11 protein-coding genes are annotated in these 16,276 nt (G+C 71.5%); 8 read left to right on the forward strand and 3 right to left on the reverse strand.

What is annotated here, in order from left to right; genetic code table 11:
• Positions 1–41 precede the first annotated feature (41 nt).
• The 3 genes from car to ACFC09_RS41110 all read right to left on the reverse strand — a co-directional run bounded on the left by car (position 42) and on the right by ACFC09_RS41110 (position 5,376).
• Positions 42–3,473 (reverse strand): carboxylic acid reductase, encoded by a 3,432-nt coding sequence (gene car / locus ACFC09_RS41100; RefSeq protein WP_376537463.1) that lies wholly within the window; start codon positions 3,471–3,473, stop codon positions 42–44.
• 358 nt (positions 3,474–3,831) lie between these two features.
• Positions 3,832–4,644 carry an aminotransferase class IV family protein gene (locus ACFC09_RS41105; protein WP_376537407.1) on the reverse strand — a complete coding sequence of 271 codons (813 nt, stop codon included), beginning with the start codon at positions 4,642–4,644 and terminating at the stop codon, positions 3,832–3,834.
• A 135-nt stretch (positions 4,645–4,779) separates the two neighbouring features.
• The gene (locus ACFC09_RS41110) at positions 4,780–5,376 is read right to left on the reverse strand and encodes a TetR/AcrR family transcriptional regulator (RefSeq protein WP_376537409.1); all 597 of its coding nucleotides are present in this window, start codon (positions 5,374–5,376) and stop codon (positions 4,780–4,782) included.
• 266 nt (positions 5,377–5,642) lie between these two features.
• On the opposite strand from ACFC09_RS41110, the gene ACFC09_RS41115 reads away from it, so the two are divergent.
• The 8 genes from ACFC09_RS41115 to ACFC09_RS41150 all read left to right on the forward strand — a co-directional run bounded on the left by ACFC09_RS41115 (position 5,643) and on the right by ACFC09_RS41150 (position 16,274).
• Positions 5,643–7,025 (forward strand): MFS transporter, encoded by a 1,383-nt coding sequence (locus ACFC09_RS41115; protein ID WP_376537465.1) that lies wholly within the window; start codon positions 5,643–5,645, stop codon positions 7,023–7,025.
• Between the two features lie 521 nt (positions 7,026–7,546).
• Positions 7,547–8,737, forward strand: a complete 1,191-nt coding sequence (locus ACFC09_RS41120) for an IS701 family transposase (protein WP_376537411.1) — start codon at positions 7,547–7,549, stop codon at positions 8,735–8,737.
• 412 nt (positions 8,738–9,149) lie between these two features.
• Positions 9,150–10,352: a 3-deoxy-7-phosphoheptulonate synthase gene (locus ACFC09_RS41125; RefSeq protein ID WP_376537467.1), complete on the forward strand. Its 1,203-nt coding sequence runs from the start codon at positions 9,150–9,152 to the stop codon at positions 10,350–10,352.
• A 50-nt stretch (positions 10,353–10,402) separates the two neighbouring features.
• Entirely contained in the window at positions 10,403–11,080 is a 678-nt protein-coding gene (locus tag ACFC09_RS41130; protein WP_376537413.1) for an isochorismatase family protein, read from the forward strand.
• On the forward strand, positions 11,077–13,086 hold the full coding sequence (locus ACFC09_RS41135) for an anthranilate synthase family protein (RefSeq protein ID WP_376537415.1): 2,010 nt from the start codon (positions 11,077–11,079) through the stop codon (positions 13,084–13,086). Before ACFC09_RS41130 ends, ACFC09_RS41135 begins: the two co-directional genes overlap by 4 nt.
• An 82-nt stretch (positions 13,087–13,168) precedes the next feature.
• Entirely contained in the window at positions 13,169–14,587 is a 1,419-nt protein-coding gene (gene aroA / locus ACFC09_RS41140) for a 3-phosphoshikimate 1-carboxyvinyltransferase (protein WP_376537417.1), read from the forward strand.
• Positions 14,584–15,768 (forward strand): chorismate synthase, encoded by a 1,185-nt coding sequence (aroC, locus tag ACFC09_RS41145; RefSeq protein WP_376537419.1) that lies wholly within the window; start codon positions 14,584–14,586, stop codon positions 15,766–15,768. Before aroA ends, aroC begins: the two co-directional genes overlap by 4 nt.
• Positions 15,765–16,274: a shikimate kinase gene (locus tag ACFC09_RS41150; RefSeq protein WP_376537421.1), complete on the forward strand. Its 510-nt coding sequence runs from the start codon at positions 15,765–15,767 to the stop codon at positions 16,272–16,274. Before aroC ends, ACFC09_RS41150 begins: the two co-directional genes overlap by 4 nt.
• Positions 16,275–16,276: the final 2 nt, after the last annotated feature.

Raw genomic sequence — 16,276 nt, forward strand, 5'->3', positions numbered from 1 at the left:
GTGTACGCGGCCGGCGAGGGCCCAGGGCGGGGGGCGCCCGGTCAGTCGGTCAGCAGGCGTCGCAGGTCCGCGGCGTACTTGCGGACGAGGGACGCGGACAGGTGCGGGATGTCGCGCAGGGCGCCGATACCGGTCTCCTGGACGGCCGCCCGGAAGCGGGCCGACGGAACGACCGAGCCGTCCGCCGGCGGCTCCGGCTCCTGGAAGCCGAGCAGCAGGGGCAGCACCGAGTGCTGCCGCTGTGCCTCCGGCAGCGCCCGGAGGGCGGCCTCCAGGCGGATCAGCCAGTCGCGGTGGTCGTCGATGCGTTCGACGCGGTGGCCGTCCTCGGCCAGCCAGTCCACGAACGTGTCCAGCGAGACGCCGTCGTCGTGCGGGTTCACGAGGCTGAAGGTGCGGTACCCGGCGGCGGCCGGACCCAGCGCGACGACCGCGGCGGCGGTGAAGTCGACGGGCAGGCCGTCGTAGTGGGCCCGCGGCCGTTCGCCGTCCACGGTCCGGTAGAAGGACCGCGGGGCCAGGCCCGTGGCGAGGACGCTGAACAGCAGCCGGCTGAACATGTCGGGCACGTTGAGCTGCCCGGCGTACCGGCTGTGCGCCAGGATCATGTTGGAGCGGAACACCGTCACCGGCAGTCCGCACAGGTCGTGCGCCTCGCGCAGCAGCACCTCACCGGCCCACTTGCTCGTCGCGTAGCCGCTGGCGTAGCCGTCGTCGACCGGCTGGGCGGGCAGCGCGGCGCGGACGTCGGAGTCCTCGTCGAGCGGCCCGTCCGCCCGGGACGCGGACACGGCCACGCTGGAGATGTACGTGAACGGCTTGAGCCGGCCGGTCAGGGACAGCCGGATCAGTTCGGCGGTGCCGACCACGTTCGCGTCGAAGAGGTGGTTGTAGGGCAGGACGTGGTTCACCAGCGCACCCGCGTGGACGATCAGGTCCACCTGCTCGGCCAGCCGGTCCCAGGTCGCCTCGTCCAGACCGAGTCCGGGCTCGGCGATGTCACCCGCAAGGACCTCCAGGTGCCCGGTGGCCAACTCCGCGAAGTGCCCGGTCAACCGGGCGTCGGCGGTGCCGAAGGCGTCGGTCAGGCGCTGCCGGGCGGCCGTCGCGTCCTTGCCGCGGACCACGACGGTCAGCGTCCCGCCCGCGGGTGCGAGCCGCTCCAGCCACTCCAGGGCGAGGAACCGGCCCAGGTATCCGCTCGCACCCGTCAGCAGGACATGGCGCGGCTCACCCGCGGGACGCGGCAGCGACCGGGCGCCGTCCAGGGTGCGGGTGTCGAGGAACCGGTCCAGGGCGAGGTCCTTGGCGTACACCTCGGTGACGTCCGCGCCGTGCACCGACGCGAACGCGGGCCGGGTCGTGGCGGTCGCCCGCTTGGCCTCGACGTACGCGGCGAGCTGCCGCAGGTCGTGCGCCGGGCTGATGATGGCGTCGACGGGCACCCGGATGCCGAAGGTGTCGTGCAACAGGTCGGACAGCGACACCGCCGAGAGCGAGTCGCCGCCGAGGTCCCGGAAGTGCGCGGCGGGGCTCACCTCAGCCGTGCCGCCGGCGAGCAGCGCCCGTGCCGCCCGCTGGACCGTCTCAAGGACCGGCCGGCCGGCGCCCGTACGCCGCAGGTCGTGCAGTTCCTGGCGCTCCCGCTCGGCGAGGTCGGCGTACAGCTGCTCCAGCCGCTCGCCGTACCGCTCCACGAGCTTGGGCCACAGCAGTTTGCGGTGGTCCGAGAGCAGCCCGTTGGCCTGGCTGAACGGTTCGGTCTCCAGGAGCAGGCCGCGGGGAATCTCGTACGAGTTGAGGCCCCGGTCCCGCGCGATCTGCTGAAACGATTCGCTGAGCAGCTGTTCGAGACGCCCGTCCTCGTCCCCGTACCGGGCCAGGGCGTCCGGGGTGGGCACGACGACGGCGAGCAGGTACGAGCGCTCGCTGTTGCCGTGGACGAAGATCTGCCGCACCAGTGGCGCGGCAGCGAAGAACGCCTCCAGCCGGGAGGTCGCCACGAACTCGCCCTGGGACAGCTTGAGGACGCTCTTGCGGCGGTCCACGACGGCGATCCGGTCCGGCGCCGTCTCCGCCACGATGTCCCCGGTCCGGTAGTAGCCGTCCGCGTCGAACAGGTCCGCCGTGAGTTCGGGCCGGCGGTAGTAGCCGGGGATGATCGCGTCGGTCCTGAGCAGCAGCTCACCGCGCGGGTGCGGGGTGTCGGTGCGGAAGTAGCCCAGTTCGGGCACGTCGGCCAGCTTGTAGTCGGTCACCGGCGGGCGCAGCAGTTCGCCGTCGACGGAGATGCCCGCCGCCTCCGTGGACCCGTAGACGATGTGCAGCGGTACGCCGAGCAGGGCCTCGATGAACTCGGTCAGCTCGGCGGACAGCGGCGCGGAACTGTTGCTGGCCCAGGTGACGCGTCCGCCGAGGACGTCGTCGCGCAGGTGGGCGCGCGCCTCGGCCGCGGCCGTCTCGGGGGCGGCGCCCGCGTCCGTGCGCCGGTTCAGCTCGCTCCGGTAGCGCTGGTGGAGCATCTCGCACACCCGAGGCACGAGGGACAGCTCCGTGGGGCGTATGAGCGCGATGTCCTCGAAGAACGTCGACAGGTCGCTGGTGGCGGTGAAGCAGGTGACACCGCCGCGCACCAGCGCGTTCTTCAGCGAGGAGTGGCCGGCGACATGGCTCATGGGCATGTAGTTGACGGTGACGACCTCGGTGCCGGCGAACAGTTTCGACCAGGCACCGCCCCACATCGCCCTGGCCAGCCGCTCGGTGTACATGGCGCCCTTCGGGGTGCCGGTGCTCCCCGAGGTGTAGATGAGCATCGCGAGGGGGTCCTCGTCGTCGCCGGGCGCGTACAGCGGTGCGTGGGGCAGTCCCGCGCCGCGGGCCAGGACGTCCGACAGGGCGACGACGTCCACGTCCCGGCCCGCCTCGGCGAGGAGTTCGGCGGCGGCGGCGATCCGGTCCGCCTGGTCCTCGGCGCCCGGGTGGTGGTCGAAGACGACCAGGCGCTTCACCGACGTCGTACGCCGGGCCAGTTCGGCCGCCGTGTCCAGCCGCTCGACGCTCGCGGCGAGAAGGAACGGCTCCGTCTCCGCCACGATGGACGCCAACTGCTCGACCGGGGCGCTGGTCTGCAACGGCACGCTGACCGCGCCGAGATGGATACAGGCCAGGTCCAGGGTCGCGTAGTCCCGGCTGGTGAAGCCGAGCAGGGCCACCCGGTCGCCCGCGCTGAGCGGCCGCTCGGGATGGCGGTGCCATTCGCTCGCGACCGCGCGGATGCGGTCCCACAGTTCCCGGTAACTGGTCGTTTCGTAGCGTGGCAGCAGGCGCACCGACACCCGTCCGGTCCGGGCGTCCCGCACGAACTCCTTCGCGCGTTCAGCGACGGCGGGCCGGTCCGCATGGCGCTCAAAGACGTCTTCCATTACTTGCGCAAGTCGCAATGTTGTCTCCGCGTCGCATAGTTGGCGGATCAGTGTCGTGGGGGGAAAGGAAAGATGCGCATCGGCAGAGCGGTTCGTCCTCGGGGATCCGCGAGAAAAAAGCGCCGGTCAGGGATCCTCGCCCAGATGCTAAGCAGACCGGATCGGGCGCGCGGAGAAAAAGACCACGGATCCGTCAGGTCGGGTGCGGCGGCGCGCTATTCCCGGCCTCGGAATCCCGGAAGAGAAGAAGGGCCCCGCGCGGGTATTCCGGTGCGGGGCCCGATGCCGTTCCGTACGGTGTTCGTAGGGCGTCGCTCACCCGGCGGTGCTCGGGTCATGTGCCGTTCGTACGGCGGTGCTCATGCCCGGTGTCCGTACGGCGGTTCGCGGTGGTCGTCCTGCGCGGTGCTCACACGGTGCTGAGGGGTTCGGCCTCGTAGGCGCGGTGCAGGAGGTCGAGGAGGGCGGGGGCCTGAGGCAGCGGCACCTGGCCGATCCGGTGCACCGCGACGCCCGGGGTCCAGGAGTTCAGCACGGCGCCGCCGGCCAGCGAGGGCAGGTCGGCGAGGGTGATGTCCGCCTCGCGCTGCGGGACGTCCAGGCGCTCCAACTGCCTGCGGACGATGCCCATGGTGACTCCGTGCAGCATCTCGGCGGACGGCCAGACCACACCGGAACCGTCCCAGAACGCGAGGTTCCAGATGGACGCCTCGCTGAGCCGGCCCCGGTGGTCGAGGAAGGCGGCGTCGTCGAAGCCCTGGGCGACCGCCTGACGCAGGAAGAACGTCTTGGCCGGTTCGCCGACGTGTTTCACCGACGGCAGGAACCGTTCGTGGCGCACCGCCGAGAGCGCCAGCGGCCCCTTGGGGCCGTCCGCGGGTGGCGCGGTGCGGATCAGCACGTCGGGGAAGGTGCCGGGGTCGGTGGGGGTGAACTCGCCGGCCGGGTTGTGGAGCGTGACCGTCAGGGAGAGGTCGGCAGGTGCGTCCCGCAGCGCGTCCCGCAGTTGGGACCGTACCCGGTCGTCGGGCGTGGCGCGGCCGAAAAGCTCCAGCGAGCCGTGCCGCAGCCGCGCCAGGTGCAGGTCAAAGCCGCGGACCCGGCCCCCGCGCACCTGCATCGCCGTGAAGTGGGCGTACCCCATGAAGGCGAGCGGAACCAGGGTTTGTGCGGTGGGTGTCTCGCCGTTGTGCCGGACCAGGAATTCCTGAGGAAGTGCCATACCGGGACAACGACGGGATTTCCGGGCGGACACTCTCCGCAGCGACCCGTTGAAACCCCCGGCCCCGGGCTTCGCCGAACGCCCCGGCCCCGGACTTCGCCGAACGCCCCGGCCCCGGACTCCGCCGGTGCCGGGCTAGGCGTCCGCGGCCTGCTGTGCGAAGCCGTCGAGCAGAACCTCCAAGCCCACCGCGAAGTCGTCCTCGGTGGGTCTGATCGGTGACTGGCCGGGTTCGTCGTCGCCGGGCAGGAGTTGCTGCGCCACGCGCTGGATGGAGGCGCCCTGCACGTACGACCAGACGGTGAGGGTGAGCGTGCGGGCCAGCTCGGGGTCGTCGGTCAGGTCGGCGAGCGCGTCCGTCATCCAGTCGAGGCACGTGGTGTCGGAGAAGTGGCGGGCGGACGCCTGGGTGACGAGGGTCCAGGGATGCTTGCGGTACACCTCCCGGTCGAGTTCGACCGCGAGCCGTACGGCGTCGCGCCAGTGCGGTGGTGGTGGGGACGGATAGGGGTGCTCCTCACAGACCGAGCGGGTGATCGCCGTGAGCAGTTCGTCCTTGTTCGCGATGTGCCGGTACAGGGACATGACCCCGGAGTCGAGGTCGTGGGCCAGGCGCCGCATGGAGAGTGCGGCGATGCCCTCCGCGTCGGCGATGCGGATCGCGGCGCTGATGATGGCGCGTCGGGTGAGCCCGAGTGAACTCGCCTGCCCGCCTTGCGTCTTGATGGTCATGCTGTAGTCTAACCAGCGGCATGGGTACGCCGTACGCACACCAACGCGTACGGCGTACGCAAGGCGTTTCGCGTACGTCGTACGCCTGATATTCGCGTACACCGTATGCATGTTGTGCCGACGAACGTGTCCGACTTTGCGTGAACAACTTCGCACCTTCCCTTGAAAGGTTGCCCGTGACTTCCCTGGATTTAGTCGCGGAGCGTGCCGACCGGCGTGCCTGGCTGGGCCTCCTGATCGTGCTCGGTCCGGTTGCCCTCGTCGCGATGGACGGCTCCGTGCTCTACCTCGCGATGCCGAGCATCACCTCCGCGATCACCCCCACCACCGACCAGGCCCTGTGGATCCTCGACATCTACGGCTTCGTGGTCTCGTCGCTGCTCATCGCGTTCGGCAACCTCGGTGACCGCTACGGCCGGCTCAAGTTCCTGCTCGCGGGGGCGGTCGTCTTCGGAGCCGGTTCGGTCGGCGCGGCGTTCTCCCCGAACCCCGAGGTGCTCATCGTCTGCCGGGCCCTCATGGGGCTCGGCGGCGCGACGCTGCTGCCCTCGGGCCTGGCGATCATCAGCAACATCTTCCGCAACCCGAAGCAGCGCGCCCAGGCCATCGGCATCTTCGCGGCGACCTTCGCCGCCGGGTTCGCGGTCGGGCCCATCGTCGGTGGTCTGCTGCTCAACCGCTTCGCCTGGGGATCCGTCTTCCTGATCAACATCCCGGTCGTCGTCCTGTTCCTCGCCTTCGCGCCCGTGCTGCTGAAGGAGGTGCGCGAGGCGAGCCCGGGGCGGGTGGACGCGCTGAGCGTGCTGCTGTCCGCCGTCGGCATCCTGCTGACCGTGTACTCCGTCAAGTCGGCCGCCGCGTCGGGCTTCTCCACGTCCCAACTGCTCATCGGCGCCGTCGGCCTGGTGATCGTGGTGCTGTTCGTGCGCAGGCAGTTCACCCTGGAGTACCCCCTGCTCGACCTGAGGCTGTTCCGCGACCGGGTCTTCACCGTCGCGATCCTCACCGGCCTGCTCTCGCTGGTCGCCTGGGCCGCGGCCGGCTACCTCAGCGGCGTCTACCTCCAGTCGGTTCTCGGCCACAGCGTGCTCTCCTCGGCCCTGCTGGCCGTGCCCGGCGCGGTCGTCCTCACCGTGACCTGCGTCGGCACCAGCGCGATCGTCGACCGCGTCGGCAAGCGCGCGGCCCTCATCACCTCGCACTTCGCCATGGGCATCGGCCTGTTGCTGATGCTGTTCGCCGGGGTCGGCGGCGGGGTGACGGCGTTCATCGCCTCCACGATGATCGCGGGCATCGGCTACGGCCTGTCCTTCAGTCTCGTCGCGGAGACCGCCGTCGCGGCCGTGCCCGCCGAGCGGGCCGGATCGGCGGCATCCATCGCCGAGATGAGCAACGAACTCGGCAACGCCCTCGGCATCTCGCTGCTCGGCTCGCTGGCGGCCGTCTGCTTCCGGCTCCTCGGGCCGGACCTCGCCGGCACCCTGGGCGAGACCCTGGAAGCGCCGGGCATCACCGCGGCCGCGGCCCGGGAGGCCAAGGACGCGTTCGTCTCCGGCATGCACGTGGCGATCGCGGTGGCGAGCGCCCTGTCGCTGGGGCTCGGCTGTCTGGCGGTGCGCTGGGTGCCGCGGCAGGCGGCGGCCGAGTAGCCCGCGGGGCCGGTCCGGCGGCCTGGCGATCCCGCGGCGTTCGCCAGGCCCTGGGCGGCCGGACCGGCCGCTGCCGTCACGTCAGGCCGCCCGCCACGCCGGTGGCTTGATCCAGGCCCGGAAACGGGTGCGCTTGACCCCGACTTGACACTCTCGTTCCGTATGGTGGCCGTCACCTTCTGTGGTCGTTACAGTCTGGAGGGCCGTCATGGGGGTGACGTCACGGCAGTTCCTGGAGGAGGGGATGGTGTCGCAGGTCACGCATGCGACGCCGGGGCCGCGTCGCGGCCGTCGGCAGGCGTGTCGGGTACGGGGGGACCTGCCGGCGCGGCAACGATGTCGTCGCACGTGTGGATCGGGTGCCGCCCGCGAACGCCGCCCGCCGGGCCAGCCCGCGGAGCCGGTTCCCGAGTCCTTCCGAGTCACGTCCGTCCGAGGCGGCCGGGGCGAACCGGTCCCGGCCGCCGGCGGCACGCCGAAGCCTGCCCACCCTTCGCAGCCAGGCGGCAACAAGGAGACCCGTGACCTACGTAGACCTGCTTCCCGCGACCACGGGGCATGGAACGATCCCCGTACCTCCCGCACACGCACACGACGTGACCTTCGCCGAACTCTGCTCCAGGCTTTTCGCCTCACTGCCCCGAAGTGACCAGTACCGGAAGGGCATCTACTATTTACGTGGCCTTCTGGAGGCCGAGGGACGGAAATCCATACGCGCCATCGCGGCACTGTTCGAAGACCACGTCTCGGAACAGAACCTGCACCATTTCATTTCCTCCTCCACCTGGGACTGGGTGCCCATGCGGCAGGCACTGGCCGGCCATTTACTGGCCATGGCACAGCCTCAGGCATGGGTGGCCCAACCCATGATCATCCCGAAGTCCGGACGTCATTCCGTGGGCGTGGACCGGCATTTCTTCCCGGATCTCGGACAAGTGCTCAACGCCCAGCGGGCGATCGGCGTATGGGCCGCCTCGGACGAACTGACCGCACCGCTCAACTGGCGCCTGCACCTGCCGAAGACCTGGCTCAAGGACAGCCATCGGCGCACCCAGGTCGCGATACCCGACGGCATGAGACCCGAGACCCTGACCGAGTGCCTGGTCGGGGCCTGTGCCGAGACCGTGCTGGGCTGGGGGCTGCCGACGCGGCCCCTGGTCGTCGACACCTGCGAAGGCCATACGGCCACGATCTTCCAGGAGTTCGCCGCCTCCGGCGTACCCCTCCTGGTGCGCGCCGCCCGCGATCTGTGCCTGACCGTGACCGATCCGCTGCTGCCCGCGAGCGGCGGCAGGGTGCTGCCGGCGGCTCAGATCATGGACCTCGCCCGGGACCTGCGGCGCCCCGCCAGCTGGTCCGACTCCCGCCTCGACCTCGCACGCCACACCCACCTGGCCGCCACGGTACGGGTCGCCCTGCCCGTCTCGGCCCCGGCGCAGACCGGCTGCGGCGACCTGGTCCTGCTCGGCGTACAGGACAAGCGCCGGCGCGGCCGGACCTGGCTGTGGCTGACCAACATGACCCAGGCGCAACCAGGTGTGCTGGTACGCCTGAGCAAACTCACCGAGAAGGTCGACCAGGACGTCACGGAGATCTCCGACGGCGTGGGCATCCGTGACTTCACCGGACGGTCCTTCGGCGGATGGCACCGGCACGTCACCCTCGCCTCGGCCGCGCACACCGTCGTCGCGCTCGCCGGCCGGCCCCGCTGACATTCCCCCGTTTCCCAGTCTCCGGCCCTTTCTCCGGATTTTCATTCGCGTACACATCATGAAGGCAGGCGGTCCGCGTACCGCCTGCCTTCTTTGATTTCCGCGGGTCACCGCCCACGGCAAACGCAACGGCCGCGGCGAACAGGGCATCCGACGCCCGTACGAAACACGGGACTTGACGGACTTCCGGGCACCTGACACATCACAGCGGAAATCATTGGCAGCCCATTCCGTGCTGTACATGCTCGGTGGTGCCGACGAGGCACGTCGGCCTAGGACGGGGGGGTTCGAGTCCGGCACCGTGGCCGATTACTTGTTCTTCTTTCATTTCCCTGCCAGCCGCCATTGATGCCGTATGAACGGAAAGTGGCGGAAAAGTTTTTCCAAGCGGCCACCCATGATCGGAGAAACAGTGGACGACCTGCTGCTCGACATCAGCTACGAGACGGCTCTCCAGCAGCCGCCATGGGCGGACACCACCCGCCTCAGACAGGTCCGCGAGGAACTGGCGGGACTTCCCCCGCTGGTGGCCGCCGAGGACGTCGACACCCTGCACGGCCTGCTCGCCCGGGTCGCGGCCGGTGAGGCCCAGGTGATGCAGGCGGGCGACTGCGCCGAGGACACCGCGGAGAGCACCGCCGACCACGTCGCACGCAAGGCGGGACTGCTCAACATGCTCGCCGGCGCCCTGGAGATGGAGAGCGGCAGACCGGTGGTGCGCGTCGGCCGGATCGCCGGCCAGTACGCCAAACCCCGTTCGCAGTCCTTCGAGACCGTCGGCGGCATCGAACTCCCCTCCTACCGCGGCCACATGGTCAACAGCCCGCTGCCCGATCCGGTCCTGCGCGTCCCCGACCCGGACCGCATCCTGACCGGCTACCGGGCGGCCGCCGCCGTCATGGGGCACCTCGACCGGCACGGCCCGCGGGGCACCGCCCCGATCGGCGCCCCCGTCTGGACCAGCCACGAGGCCCTGCTGCTGGACTACGAAATCCCCCTGGTCCGCCGGGACACGAACGGCCGGCCGCTGCTCACCTCCACCCACTGGCCCTGGATCGGCGAGCGGACCCGGCAGGTCGACGGCGCCCACGTGAGCCTGCTCGCCCAGGTGGCCAACCCCGTCGCCTGCAAGGTCGGCCCCACGATGACGGCCGACGAACTCCTCGCCCTGTGCGAGCGCCTGGACCCCGCGCACACCCCCGGCCGGCTCACCCTGATCGCCCGGATGGGCGCCGACGCGGTGGCCGCGCGGCTACCCGGGCTCGTCGAGGCCGTACGCACCGCCGGGCACCCGGTGATCTGGCTGAGCGACCCCATGCACGGCAACACCGTCACCGCTCCCGGCGGGCTGAAGACCCGCCTCGTACGCACGGTCACGCAGGAGATCGAACGGTTCCAGACCGCGGTCGTGACCGCGGGCGGCGTACCCGGCGGCCTGCACCTGGAGACCACCCCCGACGACGTCAGCGAGTGCGTCACCGACGAGTCCGCCCTCGACACCGTCGGCTCCGACTACACCAGCTTCTGCGACCCGCGCCTCAACCCCGCCCAGGCCCTGGCCGCGGTCGGCGCCTGGTGGGTGAGCCGTCAGGCGGCGCCCGCGGTCGCCGCCTGACCGCGGCGCACACCTCCGGCACCGATCAGGCACCCCAGGAAAGGAATGACATGGCGGGCATACCCCCCATCGAGCCCTACCCGCTGCCGCGGGCCCAGGACCTGCCGCCCAACACCGCGCGCTGGACCGTGGACCCCGACCGGGCGGCCCTGCTCGTCCACGACATGCAGCACTACTTCCTGCGACCGTTCCCGGACTCCGTCCGCGGCCCGCTCGTGCACAACGCCGCCCGGTTGCGCGGCCTGGCGGCCGAGCTGGGCATACCGGTCGGCTACACGGCCCAGCCCGGCGGCATGACGGAATCGGAACGCGGCCTGCTGAAGGACTTCTGGGGGCCGGGCATGCGTGTCGACCCCGTAGACCGCGAGGTGGTCGAACCGCTCACCCCCGCCCCGCGGGACGCGGTGTTCACCAAGTGGCGCTACAGCGCCTTCTTCCGTTCCGGACTGCTGGGCTGGCTGCGCGGGCACGGCCGCGACCAGCTCCTCCTGTGTGGTGTGTACGCCCACGTCGGCGTACTGATGACCGCCGTCGACGCGTTCACCCATGACATCCAGCCGTTCCTGGTGGCCGACGCCGTCGGCGACTTCTCCGCCGACCGCCACCGCCTCGCCGTCGAGTACGCGGCCCAGCGCTGCGCCGTGGTCACCACCACCGACACCGTCGTCGCCGCCCTGGAGGCGGCCACCGCGGTCCGCCTCGCCGACGCCCCCGAGGTGACCGCGTGACGGCGGAGGGGACGGCAGCCCGGCCCGGTGTCCCGGCGGCCGTACTGCTCGACCGGATCCTGGCCCCCCGGCCCCCCGCCTACGCCCTGCTGCACCGGCCGGAGGCCACCGGCCCGGCCACGCTGGACGTGCTCGTCGGCGACATCTCGGCCCCCGCCACCCTCGCGGACCTCCCCGATCCGGCACACCTGCCCCTGCCCGGCACCGCACACCACGAGGTCCTGGCGCTCATCCCGTACCGGCAGATCGCCGAACGCGGCTTCGCCTGCGTGGACGACCGCGCACCGCTCCTCGCGATGACCGTGACCGGCCAGGGGCGGCTGCCGGTCGCCGAGGCCCTGCACCGGCTGCCGACCACGCCGATCGCGCTGACCGGCGAACACTTCGACATCACCGACGACGTCTACGCCGGGATCGTCCGAAAGGTCATCGCCGACGAGATCGGCGAGGGGGAGGGCGCCAACTTCGTCATCAAGCGCTCCTTCGTCGCGGACATCACCGACTACACCCACCACAGCGCGCTGTCGTTCTTCCGGCGGCTGCTGCTCGGCGAGTCGGGCGCCTACTGGACCTTCGTCGTCCACACCGGGGAACGCACCTTCGTGGGCGCCACCCCCGAACGGCACATCAGCCTCACCGGCGGCACCGCCGTCATGAACCCCATCAGCGGCACCTACCGCTATCCGGCCACCGGTCCGACCCTCTCCGGCGTCCTGGACTTCCTGGCCGACCGCAAGGAGGCCGACGAGCTGTACATGGTCGTCGACGAAGAGCTGAAGATGATGGCCAGGATCTGCCGGTCCGGCGGACGCGTGGCGGGCCCGCAGCTCAAGGAGATGGCGCGGCTCGCGCACACCGAGTACTTCATCGAGGGCCACAGCGAACTCGACCCGCGCCTGATCCTGCGCGAGGGGATGTTCGCCCCGACCGTCACCGGCAGCCCGCTGGAGAGCGCCTGCCGGGTCATCAGCCGGTACGAGCCGCACGGCCGCGGCTACTACAGCGGCGTGCTGGCCCTCATCGGCCGGGACACCAACGGCGCACCCGCGCTCGACTCGTCCATCGTCATCCGCACCGCCGACATCGACGCGGCGGGCCGGGTGCGGATCGGCGTCGGCGCCACCCTCGTACGCCACTCCGACGCCGCCTCGGAGGTCGCCGAGACCCGGGCGAAGGCGGCCGGCCTGCTCGCCGCGCTCCGGGCGGACGCGGGGCCCGCCGGCCCGCACCCCCCGGCCGCGGGCGGCGAACCCGACCAGGACCCGCGGGCCACGCACGTCCGGACCCCGGACCCGGCCGTGCCGGTCCGGTTCGCGGCCCACCCGGAGGTCCGGTCGGTCCTGGAGCGGCGCAACGCCACGCTCGCCGGTTTCTGGCTGGCCAAGGACACCGCCCGCCGGCGCGCCGTACCGGACCTCAGCGGCCGCAGCACCCTGGTGGTGGACGCCGAGGACACCTTCACCTGGATGCTCGACCACCAACTGCGCTCGCTGGGACTCACGGTGACGGTCCGCCGCTTCGACGAGCCGTACGACGTCGACGGGCACGACCTCGTCATCATGGGCCCCGGCCCCGGCGACCCCCGGCAGACCGACGACCCGAAGATCGCGCACCTGCGCGGCACCGTCGACACCCTGCTGCGCGAACGCCGCCCGTTCCTCGCCGTCTGCCTCAGCCACCAGGTGCTCAGCACCCGGCTGGGCTTCCCGCTCGTCCGCCGGGAGGTCCCCAACCAGGGCGTGCAGCGGGAGATCGACTTCTTCGGGAGCCGGGAACGCGTCGGCTTCTACAACACGTTCGCCGCCCACAGCGCCGAGGACGAGGCACGGTGCGACGGCGTCGGCCGGGTACGGGTGAGCCGGGACCCCGGCACCGGCGAGGTGCACGCACTGCGGGGCCCGCACTTCGCCTCGATGCAGTTCCACGCCGAATCACTGCTCACCGAGGGCGGCGTACGCCTCGTCGCGGCCCTGTCGACCGAGGTGCTGTCCGCGCGGACGACCTGAGACCCGGCCGGGCGGGGGCGGCCGAGCGCGCCCCGCCCGGCCGCTCCACCGCTTCCCGCACCCCGCCTGCCGAAGGACCCCGATGAGCACCGACCTGCCCGCACCGGCCACCGCCACCGCATCGTCCGCTTCAGCCACAGCCACAGCCACAGCCACCGTCACCGCCACAGCCCCGGCCACCGTCACCGCATCGCCCGCACCGGGGAGCGCCGTCCTCACCGCCCGCGTCCCCGGCTCGAAAAGCATCACCAACCGGGCCCTGCTGCTGGCCGCCGCCGCATCCGGCACGACGCGGCTGCACGCCCCGCTGGTCAGCGACGACACCCTCGCGTTCCGCACCGCCCTGACCGACCTCGGCGTCCCGGTGCGCAGCACTCCGCGCGACGAGTGCTGGGAGGTCGACGGCCTGGCCGGTGCCCCCGACCAGGCCGCCGCGCCCACGCGGATCTGGTGTGCCGACGCGGGCACGGCCGCCCGTTTCCTGCCGCCCTTCGTCGCCACGGGCCGGGGCACCTTCGTGTTCGACGGCACGGACCAGTTGCGCGCCCGCCCGCTGCGCCCCCTGCTGGACGCCCTCACCCGCCTCGGCGCCACCGTGCGCACCCCAGCGGACGGCGCCCTGCCACTGGAGGTGGACGCCCGCGGACTCGACGGCGGCGAGATCGCCGTGGACAGCTCCCTGAGCAGCCAGTACCTCAGCGGCCTGCTGATGGCGGCCCCGGGCCTGCGGACACCGCTGGTCCTGCGCCCGCGCCGGCTGGTCAGCCGTCCCTACGCCGACATGACCCGCGCCCTCATGGCGCGGTTCGGGGCCCGGGTCACCGACGGCCCGGACGGCACGATGGTGGTGCATCCGGGCGGGTACACGGCCGTGGACCTCGCGATCGAACCGGACGCCTCGACCGCCTCGTACTTCTTCGCCGCGGCCGCCGTCACGGGCCGTACGGTGACCGTGCCCGGCCTCGGCGCCGGCAGTGTCCAGGGCGATCTGCGGTTCGTGGAGGCGCTGCGCCTGCTCGGCGCCCGGGTGGAGGTGTCCGAGGACGCCACCACGGTCACCGGCACGGGCCGGCTGCGCGGCGGCTTCACCCTGGACATGGGTGACATCTCCGACACCTTCATGACCCTCGCCGCCATCGCGCCGTTGGCCGACGCGCCGGTCACCGTCCGCGGTGTCGCGCACGCGCGGCTGAAGGAGTCCGACCGGGTCGCCGCCGTCGCCGAGAACCTGCGCGCGTGCGGCATCGAGACCGCCGAGGGGCCGGACTGGATCACCGTGCGTCCCGGGGTGCCGCGCCGTGCCCATGTCGTCTGCCGGCGCGACCACCGGATCGCCATGTCGTTCTCGGTCCTCGGGCTCGCGGTGCCGGGGACGATCTCGCTGGACGACCCGGCCTGTGTCGCGAAGACCTTCCCGGGCTTCCACGAGGAGCTGCGACGGCTGTTTCCCGGCCACCGGCGCCCGCTGAACCCCGTCGGACCGGCAGAGGAGCACCGTTGAGCAGGCTGCGTTGGCTTACCGCGGGGGAGTCCCATGGTCCCGCACTCGTCGCGACGCTGGAGGGGCTTCCCGCTGGTGTGCCGGTCACCACGGGGATGGTGGCGGATCATCTGGCGCGGCGGCGGCTGGGGTACGGCCGGGGTGCGCGGATGAAGTTCGAGCGGGACGAGGTGACGTTTCTGGGTGGGGTGCGGCACGGGCTGACGTTGGGTTCGCCGGTCGCGGTGATGGTGGGGAACACGGAGTGGCCGAAGTGGGAGCAGGTGATGTCGGCTGATCCTGTCGATCCTGAGGTGTTGGCGGGGTTGGCGCGTAATGAGCCGTTGACGCGGCCGCGGCCGGGTCATGCGGATCTGGCGGGGATGCAGAAGTACGGTTTCGGTGAGGCGCGTCCGGTGCTGGAGCGGGCGTCGGCGCGGGAGACGGCGGCGCGGGTGGCGCTGGGTGCGGTGGCCCGGTCGTACCTGAAGGAGACCGCCGGCATCGAGGTCGTTTCGCATGTGGTGGAGCTGGCGTCGGCGAAGGCGCCGTACGGTGTCTACCCCACGCCGGCCGATGTGGAGCGGCTGGACGCTGATCCGGTGCGCTGTGTGGACGCGGATGCGTCGAAGGCGATGGTTGCGGAGATCGACCGGGCGCACAGGGACGGGGACACGCTGGGTGGTGTGGTGGAGGTGCTGGCGTACGGGGTGCCGGTGGGGCTGGGGTCGCATGTGCACTGGGACCGGAAGCTGGACGCTCGGCTGGCTGCGGCGTTGATGGGGATCCAGGCGATCAAGGGTGTGGAGCTCGGTGACGGGTTCGGTCTGGCGCGGGTGCCGGGTTCGCAGGCGCATGACGAGATCGTGGCGACGGGGGAGGGGATCCGGCGGGCGTCGGGTCGTTCGGGTGGTACGGAGGGTGGGTTGTCGACGGGTGAGCTGCTGCGGGTCCGGGCGGCGATGAAGCCGATCGCGACGGTGCCGCGGGCGTTGCGTACGGTCGATGTGGTGACGGGTGAGGTGGCGCGGGCGCATCATCAGCGTTCTGATGTGTGTGCGGTGCCGGCGGCCGGGATCGTCGCGGAGGCGATGGTGGCGTTGGTGCTGGCGGACGCGGTCGCGGAGAAGTTCGGTGGGGACAGTGTGTCCGAGACCCGCCGTAATGTGCGGTCGTACCTCGATGCTCTGGTGATCCGGTGAGTGTCGTGCCGGTGATTGTTCTGGTGGGTCCGATGGGTGTGGGCAAGTCCACGGTCGGGGGGCTGCTGGCCGAACGGCTGGGGGTTGCTTATCGGGACACGGACGAGGACATCGTGGCGGGGGAGCGGCGGAGTATCGCGGAGATCTTCGTCGACGAGGGCGAGGCCGCTTTCCGGGCGATGGAGAAGCGTGCGGTACGCACCGCGCTCGCCGGGCACGGGGGCGTACTCGCGTTGGGTGGTGGCGCGGTCCTTGACGCGGAGACCCGGGCACTGTTGTCGGGGCACCGCGTGGTCTATCTGTCGATGGACGTGGAGGAGGCGGTGCGGCGTACGGGTCTGAACGTGGCCCGGCCGCTGCTCGCGGTCAATCCGCGTCGGCAGTGGCGGGAGTTGATGGAGGCGCGGCGGCACCTGTACGAGGAGGTTGCCGTCGCGGTGGTGGCGACGGACGGTCGCACACCTGAAGAAGTCACCCGGACGGTCCTGGACGCACTGGAGTTGTGAGC

Source organism: Streptomyces sp. NPDC056161 (assembly GCF_042268025.1).
In the GTDB taxonomy this organism is placed as follows: domain Bacteria; phylum Actinomycetota; class Actinomycetes; order Streptomycetales; family Streptomycetaceae; genus Streptomyces.

Bases quoted from the DNA above. Each gene is read 5' to 3' on its own strand.
- ACFC09_RS41105 (WP_376537407.1), bottom strand. From the start codon at position 4,644: ATGGCACTTCCTCAGGAATTCCTGGTCCGGCACAACGGCGAGACACCC.
- ACFC09_RS41110 (WP_376537409.1), bottom strand. From the start codon at position 5,376: ATGACCATCAAGACGCAAGGCGGGCAGGCGAGTTCACTCGGGCTCACC.
- ACFC09_RS41115 (WP_376537465.1), top strand. From the start codon at position 5,643: ATGGACGGCTCCGTGCTCTACCTCGCGATGCCGAGCATCACCTCCGCG.
- ACFC09_RS41130 (WP_376537413.1), top strand. From the start codon at position 10,403: ATGGCGGGCATACCCCCCATCGAGCCCTACCCGCTGCCGCGGGCCCAG.
- aroA (WP_376537417.1), top strand. From the start codon at position 13,169: ATGAGCACCGACCTGCCCGCACCGGCCACCGCCACCGCATCGTCCGCT.